Here is a 22,569-nt window from a genome sequence, read left to right as displayed (position 1 = left end):
TTTGTTTAGCTTAGATTCACTTTACTCCACCATAAAAATTAAAAAAGGTCGTCTGAAACCCATAATCACATGGTTTCGGACGACTTTTTCACACATTCCCAGTACGCGTTACGACGCTGTCTGATGCCGCTTCAGGCGCATGGCGAAAAACACCATTACCGCGCCCAACACCAGCGCGCTGCCCATCGCCAGATGGATACCGTCGAGCATGGCTTGTTGCGGCGAGGCGGCTGAGGACAGTTTCTCGCCGATATTGGTTGCACCGACGAAAAATGCCGCGCCGACCGCGCCGGCAATCGGGTTGATGGTGGTCAGAATCGCCGCGCCGTGGGGATTGAGTTTTTTCGGCAGCGCGTTCAAGCCGTGGGTTTCGCCCGTTACGCAGGCGGAGACGGACACCGCCATCAGCGTGAACATGGCGGTCAGCATCATGACTTGCGTGTCAATCCGCAAAAACAGCCACAATACCGACAGCGACACCGTCAGCATCACCGTGGCGGGCAACACGACAAACCGTCCGCCCTTCTTGTCTAGCAGTTTGCCGAACAAAGGCGCGGCAACCGCTTGGGCGATGCTCGCGGGCATCAGAATCAGCCCCGTCGCCGTACCCGTCAGCATCAGCACCTGCTGCGTGTACATCGGCATCATCAGTTCCAAACCCAAAAATAGGAACACCGCGCCCGCCAGAATCACGACGCAGTGGCGGAACTGCTTATATTCAAACGCCCGAAGGTTCAGCAGCGGCGTCGCCAAGCGGGACTGGCGGTATGCAAACCAGCCCACCAGCGCGACGGAAGCGGCAAACAGCAGGATAAATTCCGCCAGCGGCAGACGGGCAAAATTACTGCTCGCATACACAAGCCCGCCGAAGCCCGCAATCGACAAGACTGCCGACAAAATATCAATCTTCGGACGGCTGATGTTGCTCAAGTTGACCGTCAGATACTTGCCCACCAATACCATCGCCGCCAGCATAAACGGCGCGGTAAAGCCGAACAGCACGCGCCAATGCGTGTGGTCGATGATGATGCCCGACAACGTCGGTCCTATCGCGGGCGCGGCGGTGAACATCATGGTAATCACGCCCATCGCCGTCCCGCGTTTGTTCGGCGGATAAATCGACAAAATGCCGTTAAACAGGAGCGGCACGAAAAACGCGGCGGACACCGCCTGCACCATCCGCCCCGCGACCAAAATCCCGAAAGTCGGCGCAAACGAGCAAATCAGCGAACCCGCCAAAAACGTCGCCTGCGTAAACAACACCATCTTGCGCGTTTCAAACCATTGAATCACGCCCGCCGTAATCGGCGTAAACGCGCCCATCACCAGCAAAAAGCCCGTCGTCAGCCATTGGACGGTGGTCTTGTCGACACCGAAATCCTTCATAATCGGCGTGAGCGCGACATTTAAAAGCGTGTCGTTGAGGTAGCCGAAAAACGCGCCGATAAACAGCGTCGCCACAATGGTTTTAGAGGGGAAGTCGGGATTGTCGGCGTGGTATTCGTGAGCTGTATCGTCTGTATCAATATCGGAAGCGTGCATAACATCATATTGAAATATTTGAGGAATGCGGATTTTAGCATGGATACAAAAAAGGTCGTCTGAAACCCGATGCCGGATTTTCAGACGACCTTTGAAGCTTGACACTTATTGAGATCTCTACAAAATTCACCTGAATTCCTACCCCGAACATTTATTTAATGCACCGAGGTCATCTGAAACTACAACGTGACAATAAAATTATTGGGCATACCTGCGATGCGTAGGAGCGGTTATTCAGGGCCGTATGGCCTCGTGCTGAGAAATGTCAGCCTCAAGATAAGTAATAAGTTTATTCGCCATAAAGCCTGTCCGAACCTGTTTTCGACAGGCATTTTTTATTTTAAAACAGTAGGTTGTTTTTCGGTAAGATATTTCCAATAGCGTTGCGGCATTTGTTGGCGGTGCAACCGGGGATTGCGTCGGGATGGAATATTGCTGCTGTTGAAATAGTCCTGCCAAAGGGCTTGGTAACTGCGTTCGTCAGGGGCATAGGATGTTTGGATGCGGTCGGCTTCAAGCCCGTTGATTGCGTGCAGGCCGTTCGTGTCGCTTAAGATGCCATAATGGCGCTGCATATCGAATATCGCCCATTGCTGTTGCGGGTAACGGCTGCGGAAATGGCGTGTAATCAAAGGCAATACGTCGTATTGAGGTTCGATACGCGCGAGATACAGACCGTCTGCCAGCTCTTCAAAACGGACAAACGCTTCCATCCGGTGTTTTTCATGTCCGACGGTTTTCACCCATTGCGCCCATTGCATCACATCGTAAAGACCGTAATCGCAGAGCACGTCTTTGCGCATCGGGCGGGCAAGCATCAGGCTGACGATGCGCAGAAAAGTGTCGGGCATCTCAGGTAGGGCGATTAAAAAACCATACAGCAGTTTGACCATACCGCTGCGCCCGATTTGCTGTTCGAGCCGTTTGAAAACGCGCTGGGCGCGTTCGGGGGACGAAGCAACGGTTTCATTGCGGCTGAATAAATCCGTATCCTGAGCATCATGGGTAATATGCACGTCTTCAGGAGCGTATTTACAGGCGTAAACATGAAACACGGTGCTTAACAGGCCGTCGAAGCTGCCGTCGTAGTGCAAAGTGATTTGCATAATGTTGACCTTTTCGTTATCAACCGAACAAATCGGTTTGCACGGCATCGCTTTGGCTGAATTTGGAGCGTGTGTTTTGTAAAAGCAGGCCGCGCAGTTGCGGGCTGTCGATTAGGTCGGCGTAGCGGTTGGGTTCGGGCAGGGTGATGAAATAGCGTGCGCGGTTTAGTGCCACGCCCATTTTGCGCAGGTGTGCCATGGTAATCATGCGGAAGCGGCGCGCCTGCACGATTTTGCGGGCGGACTTCACGCCGATACCGGGCACGCGCAAGATCATTTCAAGCGGCGCGTGTTGCAGCGGGACGGGAAACCATTCGCGGTGGCGCAGAGCCCAAGCGAGCTTGGGGTCGAAATCCAAGTCGAGGAAAGGTTGCTGTTCGTCTAAGATTTCATGATCGGAAAAGCCGTAAAAACGCATCAACCAATCTGCCTGATAGAGCCGGTTTTCCCGCCGCAGCGGCACTTGTGTCGATAAAGGCGGCAGGCGTTTGTCTTCCAATACCGGTACATAGCCCGAGTAATACACGCGTTTGAGACCGTAATGGCGGTAAAACCCGCCGGCGGCGCGGATGATTTGACGGTCGGTTTCGCCTGCCGCGCCGATAATGAACTGCGTGCTTTGTCCGGCAGGGGCAAACTTGGGCGTCGATTTGATGGTTTTGCGGCTGTCGGCAAAGGCAACGATTTCGTTGCGGACAAACGCCATCGGTTGTGTCATATCGCTGTGTTTTTTTTTCGGGCGCGAGCAGCTTGAGGCCGGAAACGGTGGGGATTTCCATGTTGACGCTGAGGCGGTCGGCATACAGCCCGGCTTCGTGCAGGATTTCGGCAGACGCTTTCGGAATGGTTTTGAGATGGATGTAGCCGTTAAATCGATGTTCTTCGCGCAGTTTTTTAGCAATCCGCACCAAGCGTTCCATGGTGTAATCGGCGTTTTTGAAGATGCCGGAACTCAAAAACAGCCCTTCGACATAGTTGCGGCGGTAAAAGCTCATGGTCAAATCCACCACTTCATCGACCGTAAACGCCGCGCGCGGGATATCGTTGCTGCGGCGGGAAGCGCAATAAGCGCAGTCGTAGATGCAATGGTTGGTCAGCAGGATTTTCAGCAGCGATACGCAGCGGCCGTCTTCGGTGAAGCTGTGACAGATGCCTGCGCGCGAAGAGTTGCCCAAGCCTTGTCCGTCGTTGCCGCGCGAACCGCCGCTCGACGAGCAGGAAACATCATATTTGGCGGCATCGGCTAAAATTTCGAGTTTGCGGCTGATTTTTTGATAATCCATAGCTTATCTGTTATTAGAGAAAGTTAAGTTTTTTATTATAGTTGTAAGATTTTATTTAGTCAGCTAAATTTTTCCTTAGTTTGAAGGATGATTCAGACAGACATGATGCCTGTCTAAGCATTTATGAAGGTTTGTAACACGACAGAATGCTGCGTTTTGGATTGAAAGCAAAATGCAAGATATCCGGGTTGAGCCTGTATATAACAAAAAACGCGCCGATAAACAGTGTCGCCACAATGGTTTTAGAGGGGAAGTCGGGATTGTCGGCGTGGTATTCGTGGGTCGTGTCGTCTAGATCAATACCGGAAGCATGCATAACATCATATTGAAATATTTGAGAAATATGGATTTTAGTATGAATATTTAAAAGGTCGTCTGAAACCCAATACCGGATTTTCAGACGACCTTTGCAATTTGATACTTATTGTTCAGAGTACCGTTTTACCAGCTTCGTCCAGTTGATATAGCCGTAAACCGAATTGCACAAATACATGACGTACATCAGCAAAAGCGGCAGGCTCGTTTCTCCGTTTTTGAACCATGCCGCTGCCCACAGCGAAATCGTCAGGATATTGACCACAATCCACAATGCCCATTGCTCGCGGTAGCGCAGAATCATCAAAACCTGAGCCACAATCGACACGACGACCGTTACGCCGTCGAGGGTCGGCAACGCGCTGCCTAAGTGGTGCAGCCATTCGATGTAGACCGACGTTCCGACGACAGATGCGGCAACCACCAGCAGCCACTGTCTGACCGTCAACGCCTTCGCCTTCACTTCCTCCGTTTCCGCCGTTTCGCCCAGCGCCATATGTTTGCGCCACATAGCGAAACCGACAAACTGGACAGGCACATACACCAATAAATTCAGCATCATCTCGCCGTAGAGCTGAAACGTATAGGAAACATAAGCATACAGCGATACGGAAATCAGCCCGAACAAATAATTGCTGATTTTGCCCTTACCGACAAAGACGACGCACAAAATGCCCGTTACCGCCGCAATGCTCGCCAGCCATGAGTCGGGATTGAAGACGAACACGACTGCCTGTATTCCCAAAAACATCAGCAGCCACACCGCTTCGAAATGCGTCCAACCGCCGAACAATTCGCGTTTCCACCAGGCTAATGACATGATTTTCCCTCTTTTTTCTTTATTGATGCTCGATGCGGGATGCCTCTTAAAACAAAAAAATCCATCCCATATTGCATATGTTTTGCATTATGCGTAAGTTTTAATTTGCATGCAATAAAACAATTACTAAAGTTATATATCTAATTAAAACTGTTGCCCAAGCAATACAGTGAATCCGAAGAAAACAAGACTTTCCGGCTACCAATATGCTTTCAACTATATGATTTTTTATCAGAATTCCCATAACAACCATAAAGAAACTAAAGCCCAGCGTATACGACCTGCCCGTAGATAAAGCCGCCTTAACGCGATGCCCTAATCTTGACCGTTATCCGCGCCCATTTTAAAATGAATTTACGAATCGTTTTTATTTTTATACCATCAGGAGAAAATTTATGGCAAAAAAAGTCAGCATTTTAGTAGGCAGCCTGCGTAAAGGCTCGTTTGCCCGCAAAGTGGCGCAAAACGTCATCCCCATGTTCCCCGAAGGCTACGATGCCCAAATCGTCGAAATCGGTCATTTGCCGCTCTACAATTTCGACTACGACGACCCCGCCGAAACCAACTTCCCCACGCCCGAAAGCTACACCGCCTTCCGCGAAACCATCAAAGCCTCCGACGGCGTATTGTTCGTTACCTCCGAAAACAACCGCACCGTCCCCGCCTGCCTGAAAAACGCGGTAGACATCGGCTCCAAACCCAACGCTGACGTCGCATGGAAAAACACGCCCGCAGGCATCATCAGCCATTCCGTCGGCAAAATGGGCGGTTACAGTTCGCAAAAAAACCTGCGCCTCGCCTTGTCTTACTTCAATATGCCGCTGACCGGACAGCCCGAAGTCTTCCTCGGCAACTCCCCCACCCTGTTTGACGATAACGGCAAACTCATCGAATCGGCACGCAGCTTCGTCCAAGGCTATATCGACCAACTCGTCGCCCTGATCGAGAAAAATCCTAAATAAGCCATCATCTATTCCGTCAAAGCATTTCCATAAAAAAGGTCGTCTGAAAACCTATGCTGAAGGTTTTCAGACGACCTTTCTATCCCGCCGCTTTACACGGTTTCTTTCTTGCTCAACGTCAGACCTGTCCAACCGAACAGCAGAGTCAAAATCAGGCTCAAATAGCAGAAGAAGGCATAAGGCAGGTATTCCCAAACGGGTACGCCAAGTGCGTGGCTGATAAATACGCCGCAGACGCTCCACGGAACGAGAGGGTTGATGACGGTACCCGCATCCTCAAGCGTGCGCGAAAGGTTGCGCGAATGCAGACCTAGCTTGTCGTACACAGGTTTGAAGGTTTCGCCGGAAAGCAAAATACTCAAATATTGTTCGCCGATAAGGAAATTGACGCCAACCGACGTAGCGGCAACGCTGAAGGTGGCGCGTCCGGCGGTGGTCAGGAACGCGCGGATGGCGTCCAGCAGCGACGGAATCACGCCGAGCGTGAACAGCAAACCGCCCAAACTCATGCCGAGAATCACGATGGTTTGCGTGAAGAACATGCTTTCCAAACCGCCGCGCGAAATGAGTTTGGCGATGTCTTGGAACGCTTCACCTTCCAGCTTGTAGCCGCCGTAAAACCATGCACCGAGCTGGTTCAAGTCGGGCGTACTGTGGAAATAGGTAACGCCAAGCGCGGCGATGATGGTGAAGAGCATGGCGACGACGGCGTTGACGCGCAACAGCGCCAACACGACCAACAGCGCAAACGGAATCAGCGAATAGCCGTGTACCAAGCCCGTCGCTTCAAGCTGGCTGCGGAAGGATTCGACGCTGTTCATATCGTGTGCGGCAACATTGGGCAAGAGCCACAGCATCAATGCTGCGCTGATAAGCCACGCAGGAATGGTGGTGTACATCATGTTTTTGATGTGTTCGAACAAATCAATGCCGACGATGGAGGCGGAAATGCCCGTAGTATCGGAAAGGGGGGACATTTTGTCGCCAAAGAACGCGCCGGAAACAATCGCGCCCGCCGTCATCGCAAAATCTGCATGAAACGCCGCCGCCATGCCCATAAAGGCAACGCCGACAGTGGCGCAAGTGGTCAAACTACTGCCGATGGATACGCCGATAATGGAACACAGCGCGAAAGCAGAAAAATAGAAATAAGTAGGAGAAATCAGCCCGAAACCGTAATACATCAGCGTCGGAATTGCGCCGCTCATCATCAGCGCGCTGACCATCAGTCCGATGAAGAAAAACAGGTAAATCGCACCCATGCCCTGCCCCACCGCGCCGACCATGCCTTTTTGCATGTCGTTGTATTTCAACCCGCGTGCAAGACCGTAGAGGATGAGGACGGTAATGGCGGCAATGATGGACATATGGGGCAGCCAGCCCAGCGAAATGATGGTGTAACCCATCGCCCCGATTAACGCCACGACGACGGCAAGAGCTTCTCCGCGCGGCATATCGAGCAGTGATTTGAATGTAAACATATTGCTTTGCCTGTTTTGTGTGTATTTAACGAAGTTTAGCACACGGGGTCGTCTGAAAACCCGCTTTTCAGACGACCCCGTGATTTTTTATGAATGTGGCAACGGATTTTTATTAAAACAATATAATCTAAAAATAGATTTTTTAGAAAAAAATATCTATTTTTTAATATTTAAGAAATATTATGGCTTTTTATGCCATAAATAACCACATCGTTCATCATGTAAAAATACGGCCCGAATTTCGTTTTATTCCGCTTCGCACTGTTTCAAGTTAAACCTTGCCGCAGACGCTTCGCGTTTGTAATCTGTTTCGTTGATGTAGTTTGGCCGATAATCCCGCAGCCATTCGGACAATGGGGCAAGCGTTTTGCGGCAGGCCGCTTTATCTCCGGCATTTTTAAAGCTGACTGCCAAATCATTCAAACCCCGCATCCAGTCGGTCAGGTAGAGGAATCTGCCACATTGGTTTAGATATTGCCGCTTGAGGTTTGCCGCCTCTCGGAAACGTTTGTCCCGATAGGCAGCCTGGAAACGCCGCTCCGCCGCCTCTGCATATTTCGAGGCGCAGGCCGTCGGCATTTTATAATAAACCCCGTCGAAAAAAGCGTTATGCCCGCAATAGCTTTGACAGGCTTCGCGTGCGGATTCGGGGACGTCCAAACGCACGCTGTCGCGCTTGAAACTGAAATGCACGACACAGCCCTCCCCATCGCTGGCAATACGGTTGCGAACGATGCCTTCGTAATCGCACACATTACCGTTTGGATTGACGGTACTGACGGAAAAACTGCTGCCCTCAAGCGTCAACACCCCGCTACTGAGACGGTCGTCGGCAATGACGTAATTTTGTGCGGCAGCATGCAGGGATAACACGGCGGGAAGTAAAAAGATTAAGGATTTCATCAATACGGACTCCCCAGAATTGATGGTTTCAGGCATTCGGCAAAGCTTTCACGCCCGAAATGGTTTCATTAAGAAAATACCCTCACCCCCTTTTTCACCCAAGCGGGAAGGATGGCAGGAGCTTCTATGGTTTGAATTGGCTATATTTCCGTAAAAAGGTCGTCTGAAAACGTTCAGACGACCTTTGGGTTTTATTTGCAGGTTTTCATGTTCAGGTTGCCGTAGCGTCCGACGATGTTGCGGATTTCTTGTGCGTCTTTTTCATCGACCGACATGAAGATAATGGTCATGCGGGAAACGCTGAGGGTGCTGTTGGAAGCGTTGCCTTTGTCGTCTTGTTCGACGATGCGCGCGCCGCCGAAGCCTGCTGCGGACAGGCGCGAGATGAGGACTTGGGCGGAGGAGCGGCTTTTCATGACACCGAGGCTGATTTCGCCGTTGTAGAGCGTGCCGTTGAAGCCTTTGTTGCCGAGCGCTTCAAGGCGGTTCATGGCTTCGCTGTCGGCGGGCAGCAGGACGCGGAAGGTTTTGGCGGCTTGGTCTTTTGCTGCGCCGCGTTTTTCTACGGTGCGGCTGGCGGCGTGCGGCCAACGGGTCAGCAGGCCTTTGATACGGTGGTAGTCGTCTTCGTCAAGGGTAACGCTGGCGTTGGACGTACATTGGTGTGCTGCGGGTGTGTTTTTGGTTGCGGGATTTTCGCTTGCGACAGCAGTCGGGGTGGTGTTTCCTGCCGCTGCGGCTTTTTCTTTTTCGCGGCGGGCTTTTTCTTCACGTTCTTTTTTTTCTTTTTCGCGACGCGCCAATTCCTCTTCTTCTTTTTTCTTGCGTTCGGCTATGGCTTCTTCGGATTCGGGTTCGGGCAGGTCGGCTTGTGTTTCGTCGGTTTGCAGCCAGTCGGGTTGCGCGTTGTCAGCAGGCGCGGGGGCTTGCTGCGGGCGCAGGGATTCGGGTTGGGCAAGTTCGTGGGCGCCGCCTTCTACGGGCGTGGTGGCGGGGGATTTGGCGTTGTTGAGGCGGTGCGTAATCATGCCGCCGAAGACGATGATGTTGAGTGCCACGAGGGCGGCGAAAAGCCATTTCATAAGTTGTTTTCCTTTTTTGTGTTCGGGTGCCGTTGTGGTGTGCGGACGATTTTGTGTTGTTATTTTGTGGTCGATCGGCTTTAAAGCCAACCGGCTGAAGTGTTTTGTTTGGAGGTCGTCTGAAAAGCGGCATGGGCGTTTCAGACGACCTTTTGAATTTGTATTACGGTATTGCTGCTTATTCGGGCAGTGTGTCGGTCTGTTCCTGCTCTTGCGCGACCCAGTTCAATAAACCGTAAATGACGAGATTATCTACAATTTTTACCGTATTGTCCAAAACAAACTGCTTGGGCAGGGCGTTGACGACTTTGCTTGCGCCGCCGCCGGTGATGATAACGTCAACGGGTTTGCCTTCGCCTGTTTTTTGTTGCAGCCGCCCGTGCATCATGATGACGGCTCCACAAACGGCATCCATCATGCCGCTGGTGATGGCGTTGGGCGTGGTGGTGGGGAAGGGGTACACTTTGCCAGCAGGGCGGTCGAGGTTGGCGGTTTTGGCGGCGAGGGCTTCTTTCATCAGGTGGAAGCCGGGCATGATGGTGCCGCCGAGGTAGTGGTTGTCTTCGGTGAGTGCGTCGGTGGTTACGGCGGTGCCGCAGCTGACGACGACGCAGGCGTTTTGGCTGAAGCGGCGGCTGCCCAAGGCGTTGAACCAGCGATCGGAACCGTGTTCGGCGGGGTTGCGGTAGTGGTTGCGGATGCCGAGTGCCTGCGGCATGGAGGGCAGCCAGCGGACAGGCGCGGTCAGGTGGGCTTCGACGAGGGCTTTTTTGAGGTCGCCGCACACGGCGCAGCCGACGATGCGGGTGTGGTCGTCTGAACGCGCTGCCCACTCTTCGCCGAGCCTGCTCAAGTCGCGGTACGGCGCGCGGGTGACTTCGTTGAACACGCCGTTTTCCACCCATGCCCATTTGAGCTGGCTGTTGCCGCCGTCGAGCAGGAGCAGGCGTTCGGGCGCACGCGGCGCGGCGGCTTTGGGCGTGTCGTCGGGGCGCAGGCTGATTTCGCCGCTGACGACGGTTTGTTCGCCTGTGGCTGTCATCAGGTGCAACGCGCCTTGCGCATTGACGCTGAGTACGGTGCCTTCGCATACGGTTTGCCCGTCACGCAGGAGCAGGACGGGTTTGCCGTGGTCGCGGTGGGCGGTTTGGTATTCTTCGAGGAAGGGTGCGAACCCGTTTTGCGCGTATTGCGTCAGGACGGCATCGAGTTCGCCCAAGAGTTTGTCCAACAGCGTTGAAGCGGCGATACAGTGTACGGAAGCCGCGCCGCGGGCAAGTTGCATATTGTGGAATAAGGCTTGGACAGAGGCGGCGTGTTCAACTTCTTTGGGCAGGACGAAATTGATGCCGATGCCGATGACGGCGGCGGTTTTGCCCTCGTTGCGGACGGTTTCAATCAGAATGCCGCCGAGTTTGTCCCTGCCGGCGACCAAGTCGTTCGGCCACTTGATTTGTATCTCCAAACCGGATGCAGCCAAGGCGCGGCGGCAGGCGAGCGCGACGACGGGGGCGAGCGAGCCGAGTTCGTGCTGCGGTTTGTCAAATACCCAGCCGAAGCTGAACATCAGGCATTCGCCCAACCGGTTTGTCCACTTGCGTCCTTGCCGCCCGCGGCCTTTAGTTTGCAGATGCGCGACGCAAAGCGATTTATGGGCTTGTTCGGGCGAAGTGCGCGCCAGATTCAGGATTTCATCGTTGCTGGACGTGCATTCTTGTTTTAAGGTCGTCTGAAAACCGCGTTCCGCCCCCAAACGCTGCAAGGCTTCTTCGTTAAACAAAGCAAGCGGGCGCACGAGCCGCCATTGCCCGTCGTGCTGGCGCAGCAGTCCGCGGATGTGTGCGGGCATCTGTTGCCAAAAGCCGTTGAGCTGGTGCGGTTTCACGCCTGCGATACGCGCGAGATGGGAAACGTGCTGCGGCAGACCGTCGGCAAGTTCCGCCAAAACCCGACTGTGCGGCAGTTTCAGCGCGGTCATTTGCCGCCCTCGGCTGCTCGGATTTTTTCCAGTGTTTTCGTGGTGGAAGTCTGATGCAGAAACGGAATAGAAAATACTTTGCCGCCGCGCGCCAGCGTTTCTTGCGCGCCGACGATTTTTTCGACCGGCCAGTCGCCGCCCTTGATCAGGATGTCGGGTTTGATTTGTTCGATCAGCTCGGCGGGTGTGTCTTCGTCAAACCAAGTAACCAAATCCACACTTGCCAACGCAGCCGCCACCGCCGCGCGGTTTTCCAGCGGGTTGACGGGGCGGTCGTCCCCCTTGCCCAAACGGCGCACGGACGCATCCGTGTTCAAAGCCAGCACCAACGCCGCCCCCGCCGACCGAGCCTGCGCCAGATAGGTAACATGCCCCCTGTGCAGAATATCGAAACAGCCGTTGGTAAACACCAGCGGACGGGGAAGCGTGTGCAGACGTTGCGCCAATTCTTCGGGCGGGCAGATTTTGCGTTCGAAATCGGGGAGGGACCAGTCAGACATAATCGGGATTCCGTCAGGGATAAACAGACAGGCGGTATGATACCGAAGCGGGCGGAAAAGGAAAACCGCGGGGTAAAAATAAAGAAAGGTCGTCTGAAAACCAAAATCGGATTTTCAGACGACCTTCAAACCCATCCTATTCACGGGTGCTGCCCACGCTGCGTATCGGTTTGCGGGAAACGGCTCAAACCATTATTTGAACCACCGCGACAACGCCGGAATCCGCGACAGCAAGGCCGTATCCAAGAGCCAAATCACGACGATAGCGGCGATGGCGGTCGGGAACAATACCGCCACAATCAAAAGCGGCACAGCCATTGCCCACCATACCGGCAGCTCGATTTTCTGCGCCGGAGGAACCAGTCCGCCCGCTTTGGACGGGCGGCGTTTCCACCACATCACGCAGCCGCTGACGCAGATGAAGATAACCGCCAGGCAGAACAAGACGTTCGCCAGCACGCTCCACCAGCCCAGCGTCCCCATGTGCAGCGCGATGCTCGCCGCCATGAATTTGCCGAAGAAGTTGTAATCGTCGAAACGGATGTCGGCCAAGATTTTGCCGCTGTATTGGTCGATGTGCACCGTGCGGTCGGCGGTCGGGCTGATCATGTCGTAGCTCATCGAATCCTGCGACAGCGTCCACACGCCCGTTTCGCCTTTGGGCAGGTTGAGCTGGTAGCGGCCTTTGAAACCGATTTCGCGGGCGAAGCGGTCAACCGTTTCCAAAGTCATCGGTTCGCTCGGATTGATGCCGTTTTCGCCCTTCGTCGTACCGGAAACAGGCATGGGCGTGAGTTCCAGAATCCACGGTACTTCTTTGGTTTTACCGTCGTTCAACACATCGCCATGGGTCGGCACGACGGATACAGGATTCGGTTCGACCCCCCATTTGCCGGCGGGGAACTGGCTCCAAGACTGAACGAACTTACCGCCCCAAATGCCCGCCCAAGCAACACCAGACAGGCAGAACAGCAATAAAATCAAAGAAACCCAAGTGCCGAATGCGCCGTGCATGCTGCGCCACCACGAGCGTCCTTTGCCCGTTTGCGGCACAAGCATGGATTTCAGGCTGCGCTGTTTCGCCCACCAAAGATAAATCCCCGTGATCATCATCAGGATGGTCAGCGACGCGGCAGTTTCTATCAGGTAATCGCCCGCCGTGCCGAGCATCATATCGCCGTGGATTTCGTCCATCGTGTGATACCAGCCCTCATTGCGTGGCATGGAACTGACGACTTTCGCCGTGTAAGGATCGACGGCGACCATGGTCGCTTTGTCGTCGTTGTTTACGCGGAACACGGCAACCATATCGTTGGCGCGCGGCGCGATATATTGCACCACCGAAGCGGTTTCAGGGTTCACAGACTGCCGCGCCGCTTCCGCCTGTGCCGACAAAGGCTGTACCTGCACCTGCGGGGTAACGTGTATACGCTCGCCCTCTTTGCCGGTAATGTTGGCGAATAGAAGCATGCCCAGACCTGTGATGGCAAGCAGGGTCAGAAAGGGGGCGACCAGAAGTCCGAAATAAAAATGCCACCGCCACACGGTCAGATAGCGGCGGTTGGCTTGTTGTTCGGAACGGGGAGCGGGTTGGGATGTGTCCATAAATTCTCTCTGTTGTTTTATCGTGGATTGAAATTAGAAAACGCCTGCCCGCATGGGAATGACGACATAGGTATCCCCTATTTGATTTGAATTTACTATAAATTAATACAAAATAACTAATACTTTATAAGTATAACGAAGTTTTGGAATGCTAACAATTCCTGATGAAACCATTGCCGCGCATACGGAAATGCCAAAAGAAGACCGTATCCGGCAGAAATATAGTGGATTAACTTTAAATCAGGACAAGGCGACGAAGCCGCAGACAGTACAGATAGTACGGCAAGGCGAGGCAACGCCGTACTGGTTTAAAGTTTAGCCACTATAGTTCACCGACCGAAAGCTCTTCATAGCAAAGCTTTAGCGTAAATAAAAAGGTCGTCTGAAACCTCAAACCGAGCTTTCAGACGACCTTTTTGTTTGTTCAATCAGAAATCGATGTTTTCGTAGGCTTCGTCAAAGACGAAGGGGCCGCGTTCGCCGCCGCTTTCGGATTCGAGGTGGATGCGGGTCATCATCATCGACTGATCGACTTCTTTCATCATGTCGTAGATGGACATGAGGGCGACGTTGACGCCGGTAATGGCTTCGGTCGTGATGCTTTTGCCGACTTCGGAGGTAACGGTAACGGTGGCTTTGACGTAGGCAAGTTCGATGTCGACATCGAAATCGACGCGGACGTGTTGCAAGACGGCGGGTTGGTAAAGCGGGACAATCAGTCCGACCTGCTTGATGCCTTGGACGGCGGCAACACGGGCGACGTTGAGGATGCCTGCGTTTTGGGTGGCGTTTTCCGCTAAAACTTTGATGGCGGAGGTGCTCATGTTGATGGAGCCGCTTGCTACGGCGGTGCGGGGAGTGGGTTGGCGTTTGTCGTTTTCGCGTACGGAGTTGAAGTTGAACATACTGTGCCTGCATGAAAATAGGATTTTATGTCGTAGTATTTTACGGGATTTCTGCGCTTCGGACTATGCTGCGGATACAAACGGCAGAATAATCGGACTGAAATGCACGGGCGGCTTTGTTAAGCAATTAACGGCTTGACTTGTGCGGACGCGGGTTACATCAAGTTTCGGCGTTTTGCAACACCTTTTCCGATGGCGGTTTCAGACGACCTGCTATACAATGTTTTACGTTTGTTTTTGAGATAAATAAATAAAGAGAGAAAATCATGCAACTGCATATCCTGAACAATCCCAAGGACGCCGCTCTGGCAGCAGACGCGGAATTTTTGAAACAGTCTTTATACAAACTTCTGCACGAAGAAGCCTCGCCGTTGGTAGTGGAAACGGTCAAGCTGTTGTCCACTTCGGACGACAGCGCGGCTTTGATTGAGAAGGTTTTGCCGCAACTGGACGAACAGCAAACCCACGACCTGACGCTTGCCTGCGGCCTGTTCGCACAAATTCTGAACATCGCCGAAGACGTACACCACGAACGCCGCCGCCAAATCCACGAAGAGGCGGGACACGGCGGCGCGGAAGGCAGCTTGGCGGAAACGGTACGCAAACTCAAAGCGGCGAAAATCGGCGGCAAGGCGGTTCAAAAACAATTGAATACGACCAACGTAACCGCCGTTTTGACCGCGCACCCGACCGAAGTGCAACGCCAAACCGTGTTGAACTTCAACCGCCGCATCCGCGCCCTCCTGCCCCGCCGCGAACGCTGCACCCATGCCGACGCGCTGGCGGAGTTGCGTCGCGAAATCGACACTATTTTGTTGGGCTTGTGGCAGACCAGCGAAACGCGCCACCACAAAATCAGCGTCAACGATGAAATCAACAACGGCGTATCTATCTTCCCGATGAGCTTCTTCGAGGCGCTGCCCAAACTCTACCGCAGCATGGAACGCGAGTTTCAGACGACCTATCCTGATGTTGACGTTCCCGACATCTTAAAAATCGGCGGCTGGATAGGTGGCGACCGCGACGGTAATCCGTTCGTCTCCGCCGAAACCCTGCGTTTCGCTTTCGGACGCCATGCCGACGCAGTGTTCCGTTTCTACCGCGGCGAACTCGACAAACTCTACCGCGAGCTGCCGCTTTCCATCCGCCGCGTCAAAGTCAACGACGACGTGATGGCGTTGTCTGACGAATCGCCCGACGAAGAAATCGCCCGCACCGAAGAGCCGTACCGCCGCGCCATCGCCTACATCATGGCGCGCGTGATGGGCAAAGCCCGCTCGCTCGGCTTGGGCATGGGCTGCAAATTCGGCTTCATGATGCCTTACGCCTCCGCGCAAGAGTTTTCAGACGACCTCCACAAGCTGCAACGCTCCCTGCGCGACAACGGCAGCGCGCTTTTGGGCGAAGGCAGACTCGCTGACCTGATCCGTTCCGTGTCCGTGTTCGGCTTCCACATGATGCCGCTCGACTTGCGCCAACACGCGGAAAAACACGCCGATGTCGTCGCCGAACTCTTCAAACACGCCGGCTTGGAAGACTACGCCGGCCTTTCCGAAACGGAAAAACAAAATGTCTTATTGCGCGAGTTGAAACACCAGCGTCCGCTGTCCAGCCCGTTCATCACTTACAGCGAACACACCCGCCGCGAAATGGCAATTTTCAACGAAGCGCGCAAAATCAAAGACGAATTCGGTGAAAACGCCGTTACCCAAAGCATCATCTCCAACTGCGAACAGCCCAGCGACCTGCTCGCGCTCGCACTGCTGCTCAAAGAAAGCGGCCTGTTGACAATCGAAAACGGCAAACCGCAAAGCCGCATCAACATCGTCCCCCTATTTGAAACCATCGAAGCCCTCGAAAATGCCTGCCCCGTCATGGAAACCATGTTCAGCAACGAATGGTATCGCGACCTGCTGCAAAGCCGTGACAACATTCAAGAAATCATGCTCGGCTATTCCGATTCCAACAAAGACGGCGGCTACGTTACCAGCTCTTGGTGCCTCTATCAGGCAGAATTGGGCTTGGTCGAACTCTTCAAAAAATACGATGTCCGTATGCGCCTCTTCCACGGTCGCGGTGGCAGCGTCGGACGCGGCGGCGGCCCGTCTTACCAAGCCATTCTCGCCCAACCGGCAGGCAGCGTGGCGGGGCAAATCCGCATCACCGAACAAGGCGAAGTCATCACCGCCAAATACGCCGACCCCGGCAACGCCGTGCGCAACCTCGAAACCCTCGTCGCCGCAACGCTCGAAGCCAGCCTGCTGCCCGATCAAAAAGACCCCGAACCCGCGCTCATGCAGGCATTGTCGGACGTATCGTTTAAATACTACCGCGAGCTGATTACCCACCCCGACTTCATCGACTATTTCCTGCAAACCAGCCCCATACAGGAAATCGCCACCCTCAACCTCGGCAGCCGTCCAGCCAGCCGCAAGACCTTGGCGCGGATACAAGATTTGCGTGCGATACCGTGGGTGTTCTCATGGATGCAAAACCGCCTCATGCTGCCCGCGTGGTACGGTTTCGGCAGCGCGGTGGAAAGCCTGTGCGAAGGCAAACCCGAAACCCTCGCCGCCCTGCAGGAACACGCGCAGCACAACCCATTCTTCCAAGCCATGCTCTCCAATATGGAACAAGTGATGGCGAAAACCGACATCACCCTCGCCGAAAACTACGCCGGCTTGAGCGAATCGCCCGAAAAAGCCGCCGTCATCTTCGGCATGATTAAGGAAGAATACCAACGCAGCCGCAAAGCCCTGCTCGACCTTCTGCAAACCGACGAACTCTTGCGCGACAACCGCAGCCTCGCCCGTTCGCTCGCCCTGCGGATTCCGTACCTGAACGCGCTCAACGGTCTGCAAGTCGCCATGCTCAAACGCCTGCGCAAAGACCCGCACGACCCGCACACCCTCCTGATGGTGCACCTAACCATCAACGGCGTGGCACAAGGTTTGCGCAATACAGGTTAAGGCAGCACGAAAAAAGGTCGTCTGAAAACCGTTTCAGACGACCTTTAGACCAAGCGCAAAACCGTAACGTAGGCTTTATCAGCGAAAACCCAGACTGTTTTTCAGCCCGCTTGCCGCCCTTCTTTACGGGCTATTTTTACCTTATTCGCGAACTTCCTTCTGCAATAACCCTTTTCAGACGACCTTTTCCACACTTCCGCATACCATGCCGACCAAACCGCCCGCCTACCACATCACGCACAAAATCCGCCAAACCCGCCGCATCTCGCGTAAAAGCATTGCTTTTCTGTTCCTGCTGGCAGGTTCGGCACTGGTTGCGCTGACCGCCCTCCTGTTTGCTTGGATGGCGGATTTCGCGTTGGAAACGAACGCGGAGCTGGTGCAAAAATATCCTTGGTTTGCCTGGGTCGCCCTGCCCTTCGGGCTGCCGCTCATCGTCTGGATCACCCGCCGTTTCGCCCCCTACACCTCCGGCAGCGGCATCCCGCAAGTGCTCGCCAGCCTCGCCCTGCCCTACGGCGCCAACAAAACCCGCCTGATCCGCCTCCGCGAAACCCTCCTCAAAATCCCGCTGACCTTCCTCGCCATGTGCGCAGGTGCATCCGTCGGGCGTGAAGGGCCGTCCGTCCAAGTCGGCGCAGCAGTCATGAGCGCGTGGGGCGCATGGTGCAAAAAACACGGCTTCGCCTTTCGCGGCATGCAGGAAAACGATCTTATCGCCGCAGGCGCGGCAGGCGGGCTTGCTGCCGCGTTCAACGCCCCGCTGGCAGGTGTGATTTTCGCCATCGAAGAACTCGGGCGCGAAGTCATGCTGCGTTGGGAGCGGCAAATCCTACTCGGCGTCCTCGCCGCCGGTTTCATCCAAGTCGCCATCCAAGGCAACAACCCCTATTTTTCAGGCTTCAGCGGCGGCGCGCTCGACAATATGCTCGGCTGGGTATTGGGCTGCGGACTCGCGTGCGGCATCGCAGGCGGACTGTTCGGACGCACCCTGTATCTCGGCGCCACCGCCTTCGCACCCGCAAAATGGCACGAACACATCCGCCGCCACCCCCTGATTACCGCCGCCCTCATCGGCATCCTGCTCGCCGCCATCGGCACACTTTACCAAGGCAAAACCTACGGCACAGGTTACCACGAAGCCGCCCAAGCCCTGCGCGGCATCCACGAAGCCCCCGCCGGACTCGCCGTCGCCAAATGGTTCTCCACCGTCCTGAGCTACTGGGCAGGCACGCCCGGCGGCATCTTCACCCCCTCCCTCACCATAGGCGCAGTTTTGGGCGAACGCATCGCCGTCCTCACCGGACTCGCCCAAGGCACCCACGTCCTCGTCCTCATCTGCATGGCAGCCTTCCTCGCCGGCGCCACCCAATCGCCGCTCACCTCCGCCGTCGTGGTGATGGAAATGACCGGCGGACAAAACCTCCTCTTCTGGCTGCTCATCGCCTGCATCTTCGCCTCACAAGTCTCCCGCCAATTCTCCCCCCGCCCCTTCTACCATGCCGCAGGCACACGCTTCAAACGGCAGGTGGAACAAAGCGGACAGAAGTGAAGCCAGATATTTCTGATAGGGAATATGTAGAAAACGGTCGTCTGAAACTAGAAATCAAGTTTTCAGACGACCTCTTATGTTTGGACTGCCTATCGGTTTTGACTGTCTCGGCATCCGTAGCGTGGGTTCTACCCACGAAGATATAGTGGATTAAATTTAAATCAGGACAAGGCGACGAAGCCGCAGACAGTACAGATAGTACGTTCACTTGGTGCTTCAGCACCTTAGAGAATCGTTCTCTTTGAGCTAAGGCGAGGCAACGCCGTACTGGTTTAAATTTAATCCACTATAATTGGCGGACAGGTCGTCTGAAATCTTAAGTAGTTCGTGGGCATAGCCCACGCTACAAAGTTTGTTGACAACACAAGTGCCGTAGCGTGGATTCGGTCAACGAAAACGATAGACGCAAAGGTCGTCTGAAAACTGAAAAATCGGGTTTTCAGACGACCTTTTATGTTTGAACCCCTATCGGTTTTGGCTGGCGCGGTAGAAGGCGATGAGGCCGTTGGTGGAACTGTCGTGCTGCGGGTTGCCGCGTTCGAGTTCGGGTTCGATGGTTTTGGCGAGTTCTTTGCCGTATTCGACGCCCCATTGGTCGAAGGGGTTGATGCCCCAAATCGCGCCTTGGACGAAGGTGCGGTGTTCGTATGCCGCCATGAGCATGCCGAGGCGGCGGGGGTCGGTGGCGCTGAGGAGGAGGCTGTTGCTCGGGCGGTTGCCAGGGAACTCTTTTTGCGGGGCGAGGCGTTCGCGTTCGGCTTCGGGCAGGTCGGCAAGTTCGGCGCGGGCTTCTTCGAGGGTTTTGCCTTTCATCAGGGCTTCGGCTTGGGCGAAGGCGTTGGCGACAGTGAAGCGGTGTTGGCGGTTGATGCCGTAGGCGGTGGTCATGGGGACGATGAAGTCGCAGGGGATGAGCCGTGTGCCTTGGTGGAGGAGTTGGAAATAGGCGTGTTGGCAGTTGACGCCTTCTTCACCGAAAACGATACCGCCGGTGGTATGGGGAACGGGACGGCCGTCGGCGGTGCGGTTTTTGCCGAGGCTTTCCATGTCTAGCTGGTTGAGCCACGAGGGGAGGTGGCGCAGGTTGTGGCTGTATGGGACGGCGGTTTGTCCGTCGGCGTGCTGGAAGTTGTTGTACCAGATGCTGATGAGCGCCATGAGGACGGGGATATTGCGGCGGTAGGGGGTTTGGAAAAAATGGGTGTCCATGGCGTGTGCGCCGGCGAGGAGTTCGCGGAAGCGGTCTGTGCCGACGGCGACCATGACGGGCAGGCCGATGGTTGACCAGACGGAATAGCGTCCGCCGACCCAGTCGAACATGGCGAAGACGTTGTCGGGGGCGATGCCGAAGTTTCGGGCTGCGGCAACGTCGGAGGAGATGGCGCAGAAGTGGCGGTAGATGCCGGATTCGGGCAAACCTGCGTCCCGATACCAGGCGCGGGCGGCGTAGGCGTTGAGCAGGGTTTCGGGTGTGCGGAAGGATTTGCTGGCAATGCTGAATACGGTGGTTTCGGGTTTGAGGTGAGCGAGTGTGCGGCTGATGTCGGCGTCGTCTGAATTGCTGACGAAGTGGACGCGGATGTTTTGGCGGTAGGCTTTGAGGGCTTCTACGCACATTCTGGGGCCGAGGTCGGAGCCGCCTATGCCGATGTGGACGAAGTCGGTGATGGGTTTATCGGTGATGCCCCTGTGGCTGCCGTTGTTGAGTGATTCGGCGAAGGCGAGGGCGCGGTCGAGTTCGCGGTGGATTTTGGGGAGGATGTTTTCGCCGTCAACGTAAACGGGCGCGGCGTCGGGCGGCAGGCGCAAGGCGGTATGGAGGACGGCACGGTGTTCGCTGAGGTTGATTTTTTCGCCGTTTTGCATGGCGTGCATCTGTCCGGCTAGGGGCGAGGCTTCGGCAAGGCGGCACAAAAGTTGCAAAGTGTCTTCGCCGAGGCGGTTTTTGCTGTAATCGAAGAGGAGGCCGTCGAGGGTTTCGTGCATATTGCCGAAGCGGTCGGGTTCGGCGGCGAAGCGGTCGCGCAGGTGGAGGTGTTGTGTGTCGAGCCGGTGTTGTTCAAGGGCTTGCCATGCTTCGGTAAATGCGGTCATCGGGGTTCCTTCGGAATTGGGTTCGCTCCGCTTATTTGGCGGGATGTGATTTAGTTATAGATTGTACCGCGGCTGATTGGTTCGCTACTTAATAATTTTTTTGTAGTTTAATGTAGTTTAACAAGACGGCGCGGGTTTGCCGGATACGGGTAAGCAATTTAGTTAAGAATTGTATGCAATATGCAAGCAATGTGATTGATTTTCATCAAGGTTTTTTAAAATTTTCGGTATGACACCGATGTCAGGTGTGCTATGCTTCGTAATCAAATGAAACAGGGCTGAGGCGGGAGTCGTAAGATGGCTACAATTTATGATGTTGCTGCTTATGCGGGCGTCTCACCCAAAACGGTCAGCCGCGTCATCAACGGCGATGCGCCAGTCAGCGATAAAACCCGCGCAAAAGTCGAAACAGCGATTGCGGCTTTGGGTTATATCCCGTCTTCGGCGGCGCGGGTGATGCGGTCGAACCGCTCGGACTTGGTCGGACTGATTACCGGCGCCATCTCGCGTACGGGCGAATACGGTGGGGTACACGGCCTGCCGGATATGTTTTTAATCAAAGGCATACAGCAGAAAATCCGCGAAGCGGGCAAAACGCTGATGATTGCGGATACGGACAACCACTACGAGCAAATCGATCCTCTGGTCAGGACGTTTATGGAACACCGCGCGGAAGGTATTTTGTATGTGACCGAATCGCACCGCGAAATCGTCCTGCCCGAAATGCCCAACCGCTGCCCGATGGTTTTGGTCAACTGTTTCGACGCGGCGGGTACGCCGTCGGTTTTGCCGGACGATGAGCGCGGGCAATACGATTTGGTGCGCAACATCATCCGTCACGGACACCGTCGTATCGCCTACATTACTTTGCAGGCGGGTGCAGAAGCGACGCGGCTGCGTTTGGCGGGCTACCGTCGCGCATTGGACGAATCGGACATGGTGTTCGATCCCGACTTGGTGCAAACCGGCATCACCGATTTTGCCAACGACAGCGAGCCTTTGATTGCGGCAGTGTTGAAATTATTGTCGCTTGCCGACCCGCCGACGGTCATTTGCTGCGGCAACGACGAAATGGCAGTCCGCGTTTACGGCATTTTGAGGACGCGCGGCGTGCGCGTTCCGGAGCAGGTATCGGTGGCAGGTTACGACAACCACAGCGCGATTGCCGAAACCCTGTTCCCGCCGCTGACCAGCACCGAGCTGCCCTATATGCGCATGGGCGCGCTGGCGGCGGAAATCCTGTTCGACATTATCGAGACCAAAGAAACCGTCCGTCTGCCCGTTCGGGTTGTTGGGGAAACAATTTGGCGGCAGTCGGTTACGGCATTGAAGTAAAACATTCTTTCAGACGACGTCTGCTTCATGAGGCAGACACAATACGACAATAAAAGGTCGTCTGAAAACACAAACAACGCATCACGCTATCCATTTGCAACGTATCAATACGATACGCCAAAGAATAAAGAAAGCGG

At 54.7% G+C, this 22,569-nt stretch carries 17 protein-coding genes and 2 pseudogenes; 5 read left to right on the top strand and 14 right to left on the bottom strand.

What is annotated here, in order from left to right:
* Positions 1–108: 108 nt before the first annotated feature.
* The 6 genes and pseudogenes from DBY90_RS05795 to pnuC form a co-directional block, all read right to left on the bottom strand.
* Complete coding sequence (locus tag DBY90_RS05795) at positions 109–1,542, bottom strand: MFS transporter (RefSeq protein ID WP_107986725.1); 1,434 nt, start codon at positions 1,540–1,542, stop codon at positions 109–111.
* Between the two features lie 335 nt (positions 1,543–1,877).
* Positions 1,878–2,648 carry a TIGR03915 family putative DNA repair protein gene (locus tag DBY90_RS05790; protein ID WP_107843194.1) on the bottom strand — a complete coding sequence of 257 codons (771 nt, stop codon included), beginning with the start codon at positions 2,646–2,648 and terminating at the stop codon, positions 1,878–1,880.
* A gap of 19 nt (positions 2,649–2,667) precedes the next feature.
* On the bottom strand, positions 2,668–3,366 hold the full coding sequence (locus DBY90_RS13305; protein WP_234405106.1) for a hypothetical protein: 699 nt from the start codon (positions 3,364–3,366) through the stop codon (positions 2,668–2,670).
* 58 nt (positions 3,367–3,424) lie between these two features.
* A pseudogene (locus DBY90_RS13300) lies at positions 3,425–3,931 on the bottom strand (radical SAM protein); the annotation flags it as partial.
* A gap of 157 nt (positions 3,932–4,088) precedes the next feature.
* Positions 4,089–4,247: pseudogene (locus tag DBY90_RS13655) on the bottom strand (MFS transporter); the annotation flags it as partial.
* 105 nt (positions 4,248–4,352) lie between these two features.
* A complete protein-coding gene (pnuC, locus tag DBY90_RS05775) occupies positions 4,353–5,066 on the bottom strand; it encodes a nicotinamide riboside transporter PnuC (protein ID WP_070493848.1) in 714 nt (237 codons plus the stop codon).
* Positions 5,067–5,461: 395 nt separating this feature from the next.
* Here pnuC and DBY90_RS05770 point away from each other — a divergent pair, with 395 nt between their 5' ends.
* Positions 5,462–6,028: an NADPH-dependent FMN reductase gene (locus DBY90_RS05770; RefSeq protein WP_070493845.1), complete on the top strand. Its 567-nt coding sequence runs from the start codon at positions 5,462–5,464 to the stop codon at positions 6,026–6,028.
* A gap of 92 nt (positions 6,029–6,120) precedes the next feature.
* On the opposite strand, the gene nhaC is transcribed toward DBY90_RS05770, so the two are convergent.
* From nhaC to DBY90_RS05740, 6 genes are all read right to left on the bottom strand, one after another.
* Positions 6,121–7,509, bottom strand: a complete 1,389-nt coding sequence (nhaC, locus tag DBY90_RS05765) for a Na+/H+ antiporter NhaC (protein ID WP_107986723.1) — start codon at positions 7,507–7,509, stop codon at positions 6,121–6,123.
* Between the two features lie 246 nt (positions 7,510–7,755).
* Complete coding sequence (locus tag DBY90_RS05760) at positions 7,756–8,412, bottom strand: hypothetical protein (protein WP_070494009.1); 657 nt, start codon at positions 8,410–8,412, stop codon at positions 7,756–7,758.
* A gap of 191 nt (positions 8,413–8,603) precedes the next feature.
* The gene (locus tag DBY90_RS05755) at positions 8,604–9,494 is read right to left on the bottom strand and encodes a cell division protein (RefSeq protein ID WP_070493838.1); all 891 of its coding nucleotides are present in this window, start codon (positions 9,492–9,494) and stop codon (positions 8,604–8,606) included.
* Between the two features lie 178 nt (positions 9,495–9,672).
* A complete protein-coding gene (locus tag DBY90_RS05750; protein WP_070493835.1) occupies positions 9,673–11,472 on the bottom strand; it encodes a bifunctional biotin--[acetyl-CoA-carboxylase] ligase/type III pantothenate kinase in 1,800 nt (599 codons plus the stop codon).
* A complete protein-coding gene (gene rfaE2, locus DBY90_RS05745; RefSeq protein WP_003756495.1) occupies positions 11,469–11,972 on the bottom strand; it encodes a D-glycero-beta-D-manno-heptose 1-phosphate adenylyltransferase in 504 nt (167 codons plus the stop codon). The genes DBY90_RS05750 and rfaE2 overlap by 4 nt, the downstream gene beginning before the upstream one ends.
* A gap of 192 nt (positions 11,973–12,164) precedes the next feature.
* A complete protein-coding gene (locus tag DBY90_RS05740; RefSeq protein WP_070493832.1) occupies positions 12,165–13,577 on the bottom strand; it encodes a PepSY-associated TM helix domain-containing protein in 1,413 nt (470 codons plus the stop codon).
* A gap of 148 nt (positions 13,578–13,725) precedes the next feature.
* Between DBY90_RS05740 and DBY90_RS13650 the strand changes: the two genes are divergently transcribed.
* Positions 13,726–13,896, top strand: a complete 171-nt coding sequence (locus DBY90_RS13650; protein ID WP_411713453.1) for a hypothetical protein — start codon at positions 13,726–13,728, stop codon at positions 13,894–13,896.
* Between the two features lie 109 nt (positions 13,897–14,005).
* Here the strand turns inward: DBY90_RS13650 and DBY90_RS05735 are convergent, their stop codons facing one another.
* Positions 14,006–14,482 (bottom strand): cyclic pyranopterin monophosphate synthase MoaC, encoded by a 477-nt coding sequence (locus DBY90_RS05735; RefSeq protein ID WP_070493829.1) that lies wholly within the window; start codon positions 14,480–14,482, stop codon positions 14,006–14,008.
* Positions 14,483–14,748: 266 nt separating this feature from the next.
* Here DBY90_RS05735 and ppc point away from each other — a divergent pair, with 266 nt between their 5' ends.
* Together ppc and DBY90_RS05725 are read left to right on the top strand one after the other, a co-directional pair.
* Entirely contained in the window at positions 14,749–17,451 is a 2,703-nt protein-coding gene (gene ppc, locus DBY90_RS05730) for a phosphoenolpyruvate carboxylase (RefSeq protein WP_070493826.1), read from the top strand.
* Positions 17,452–17,656: 205 nt separating this feature from the next.
* Positions 17,657–19,003: a chloride channel protein gene (locus DBY90_RS05725; protein ID WP_107986721.1), complete on the top strand. Its 1,347-nt coding sequence runs from the start codon at positions 17,657–17,659 to the stop codon at positions 19,001–19,003.
* A 465-nt stretch (positions 19,004–19,468) separates the two neighbouring features.
* Here DBY90_RS05725 and pgi read toward each other — a convergent pair whose 3' ends face one another.
* Complete coding sequence (pgi, locus tag DBY90_RS05720) at positions 19,469–21,097, bottom strand: glucose-6-phosphate isomerase (RefSeq protein ID WP_060975444.1); 1,629 nt, start codon at positions 21,095–21,097, stop codon at positions 19,469–19,471.
* A gap of 297 nt (positions 21,098–21,394) precedes the next feature.
* Here pgi and DBY90_RS05715 point away from each other — a divergent pair, with 297 nt between their 5' ends.
* Entirely contained in the window at positions 21,395–22,432 is a 1,038-nt protein-coding gene (locus DBY90_RS05715) for a LacI family DNA-binding transcriptional regulator (protein WP_049229035.1), read from the top strand.
* Positions 22,433–22,569: the final 137 nt, after the last annotated feature.

This window comes from Neisseria mucosa (assembly GCF_003044445.1).
Taxonomy (GTDB): domain Bacteria; phylum Pseudomonadota; class Gammaproteobacteria; order Burkholderiales; family Neisseriaceae; genus Neisseria; species Neisseria mucosa_A.
Note: the sequence above shows the minus strand (reverse complement) of the source record. Positions and strands in the feature narration are given on the sequence as shown.

What these genes read in the sequence shown, in the direction of transcription:
- DBY90_RS05795 (WP_107986725.1), bottom strand. Translation starts at nt 1,542, where the DNA reads ATGCACGCTTCCGATATTGATACAGACGATACAGCTCACGAATACCAC.
- DBY90_RS05790 (WP_107843194.1), bottom strand. Translation starts at nt 2,648, where the DNA reads ATGCAAATCACTTTGCACTACGACGGCAGCTTCGACGGCCTGTTAAGC.
- DBY90_RS13305 (WP_234405106.1), bottom strand. Translation starts at nt 3,366, where the DNA reads ATGACACAACCGATGGCGTTTGTCCGCAACGAAATCGTTGCCTTTGCC.
- pnuC (WP_070493848.1), bottom strand. Translation starts at nt 5,066, where the DNA reads ATGTCATTAGCCTGGTGGAAACGCGAATTGTTCGGCGGTTGGACGCAT.
- DBY90_RS05770 (WP_070493845.1), top strand. Translation starts at nt 5,462, where the DNA reads ATGGCAAAAAAAGTCAGCATTTTAGTAGGCAGCCTGCGTAAAGGCTCG.
- nhaC (WP_107986723.1), bottom strand. Translation starts at nt 7,509, where the DNA reads ATGTTTACATTCAAATCACTGCTCGATATGCCGCGCGGAGAAGCTCTT.
- DBY90_RS05760 (WP_070494009.1), bottom strand. Translation starts at nt 8,412, where the DNA reads ATGAAATCCTTAATCTTTTTACTTCCCGCCGTGTTATCCCTGCATGCT.
- DBY90_RS05755 (WP_070493838.1), bottom strand. Translation starts at nt 9,494, where the DNA reads ATGAAATGGCTTTTCGCCGCCCTCGTGGCACTCAACATCATCGTCTTC.
- DBY90_RS05750 (WP_070493835.1), bottom strand. Translation starts at nt 11,472, where the DNA reads ATGACCGCGCTGAAACTGCCGCACAGTCGGGTTTTGGCGGAACTTGCC.
- rfaE2 (WP_003756495.1), bottom strand. Translation starts at nt 11,972, where the DNA reads ATGTCTGACTGGTCCCTCCCCGATTTCGAACGCAAAATCTGCCCGCCC.
- DBY90_RS05740 (WP_070493832.1), bottom strand. Translation starts at nt 13,577, where the DNA reads ATGGACACATCCCAACCCGCTCCCCGTTCCGAACAACAAGCCAACCGC.
- DBY90_RS13650 (WP_411713453.1), top strand. Translation starts at nt 13,726, where the DNA reads ATGCTAACAATTCCTGATGAAACCATTGCCGCGCATACGGAAATGCCA.
- DBY90_RS05735 (WP_070493829.1), bottom strand. Translation starts at nt 14,482, where the DNA reads ATGTTCAACTTCAACTCCGTACGCGAAAACGACAAACGCCAACCCACT.
- ppc (WP_070493826.1), top strand. Translation starts at nt 14,749, where the DNA reads ATGCAACTGCATATCCTGAACAATCCCAAGGACGCCGCTCTGGCAGCA.
- DBY90_RS05725 (WP_107986721.1), top strand. Translation starts at nt 17,657, where the DNA reads ATGCCGACCAAACCGCCCGCCTACCACATCACGCACAAAATCCGCCAA.
- pgi (WP_060975444.1), bottom strand. Translation starts at nt 21,097, where the DNA reads ATGACCGCATTTACCGAAGCATGGCAAGCCCTTGAACAACACCGGCTC.
- DBY90_RS05715 (WP_049229035.1), top strand. Translation starts at nt 21,395, where the DNA reads ATGGCTACAATTTATGATGTTGCTGCTTATGCGGGCGTCTCACCCAAA.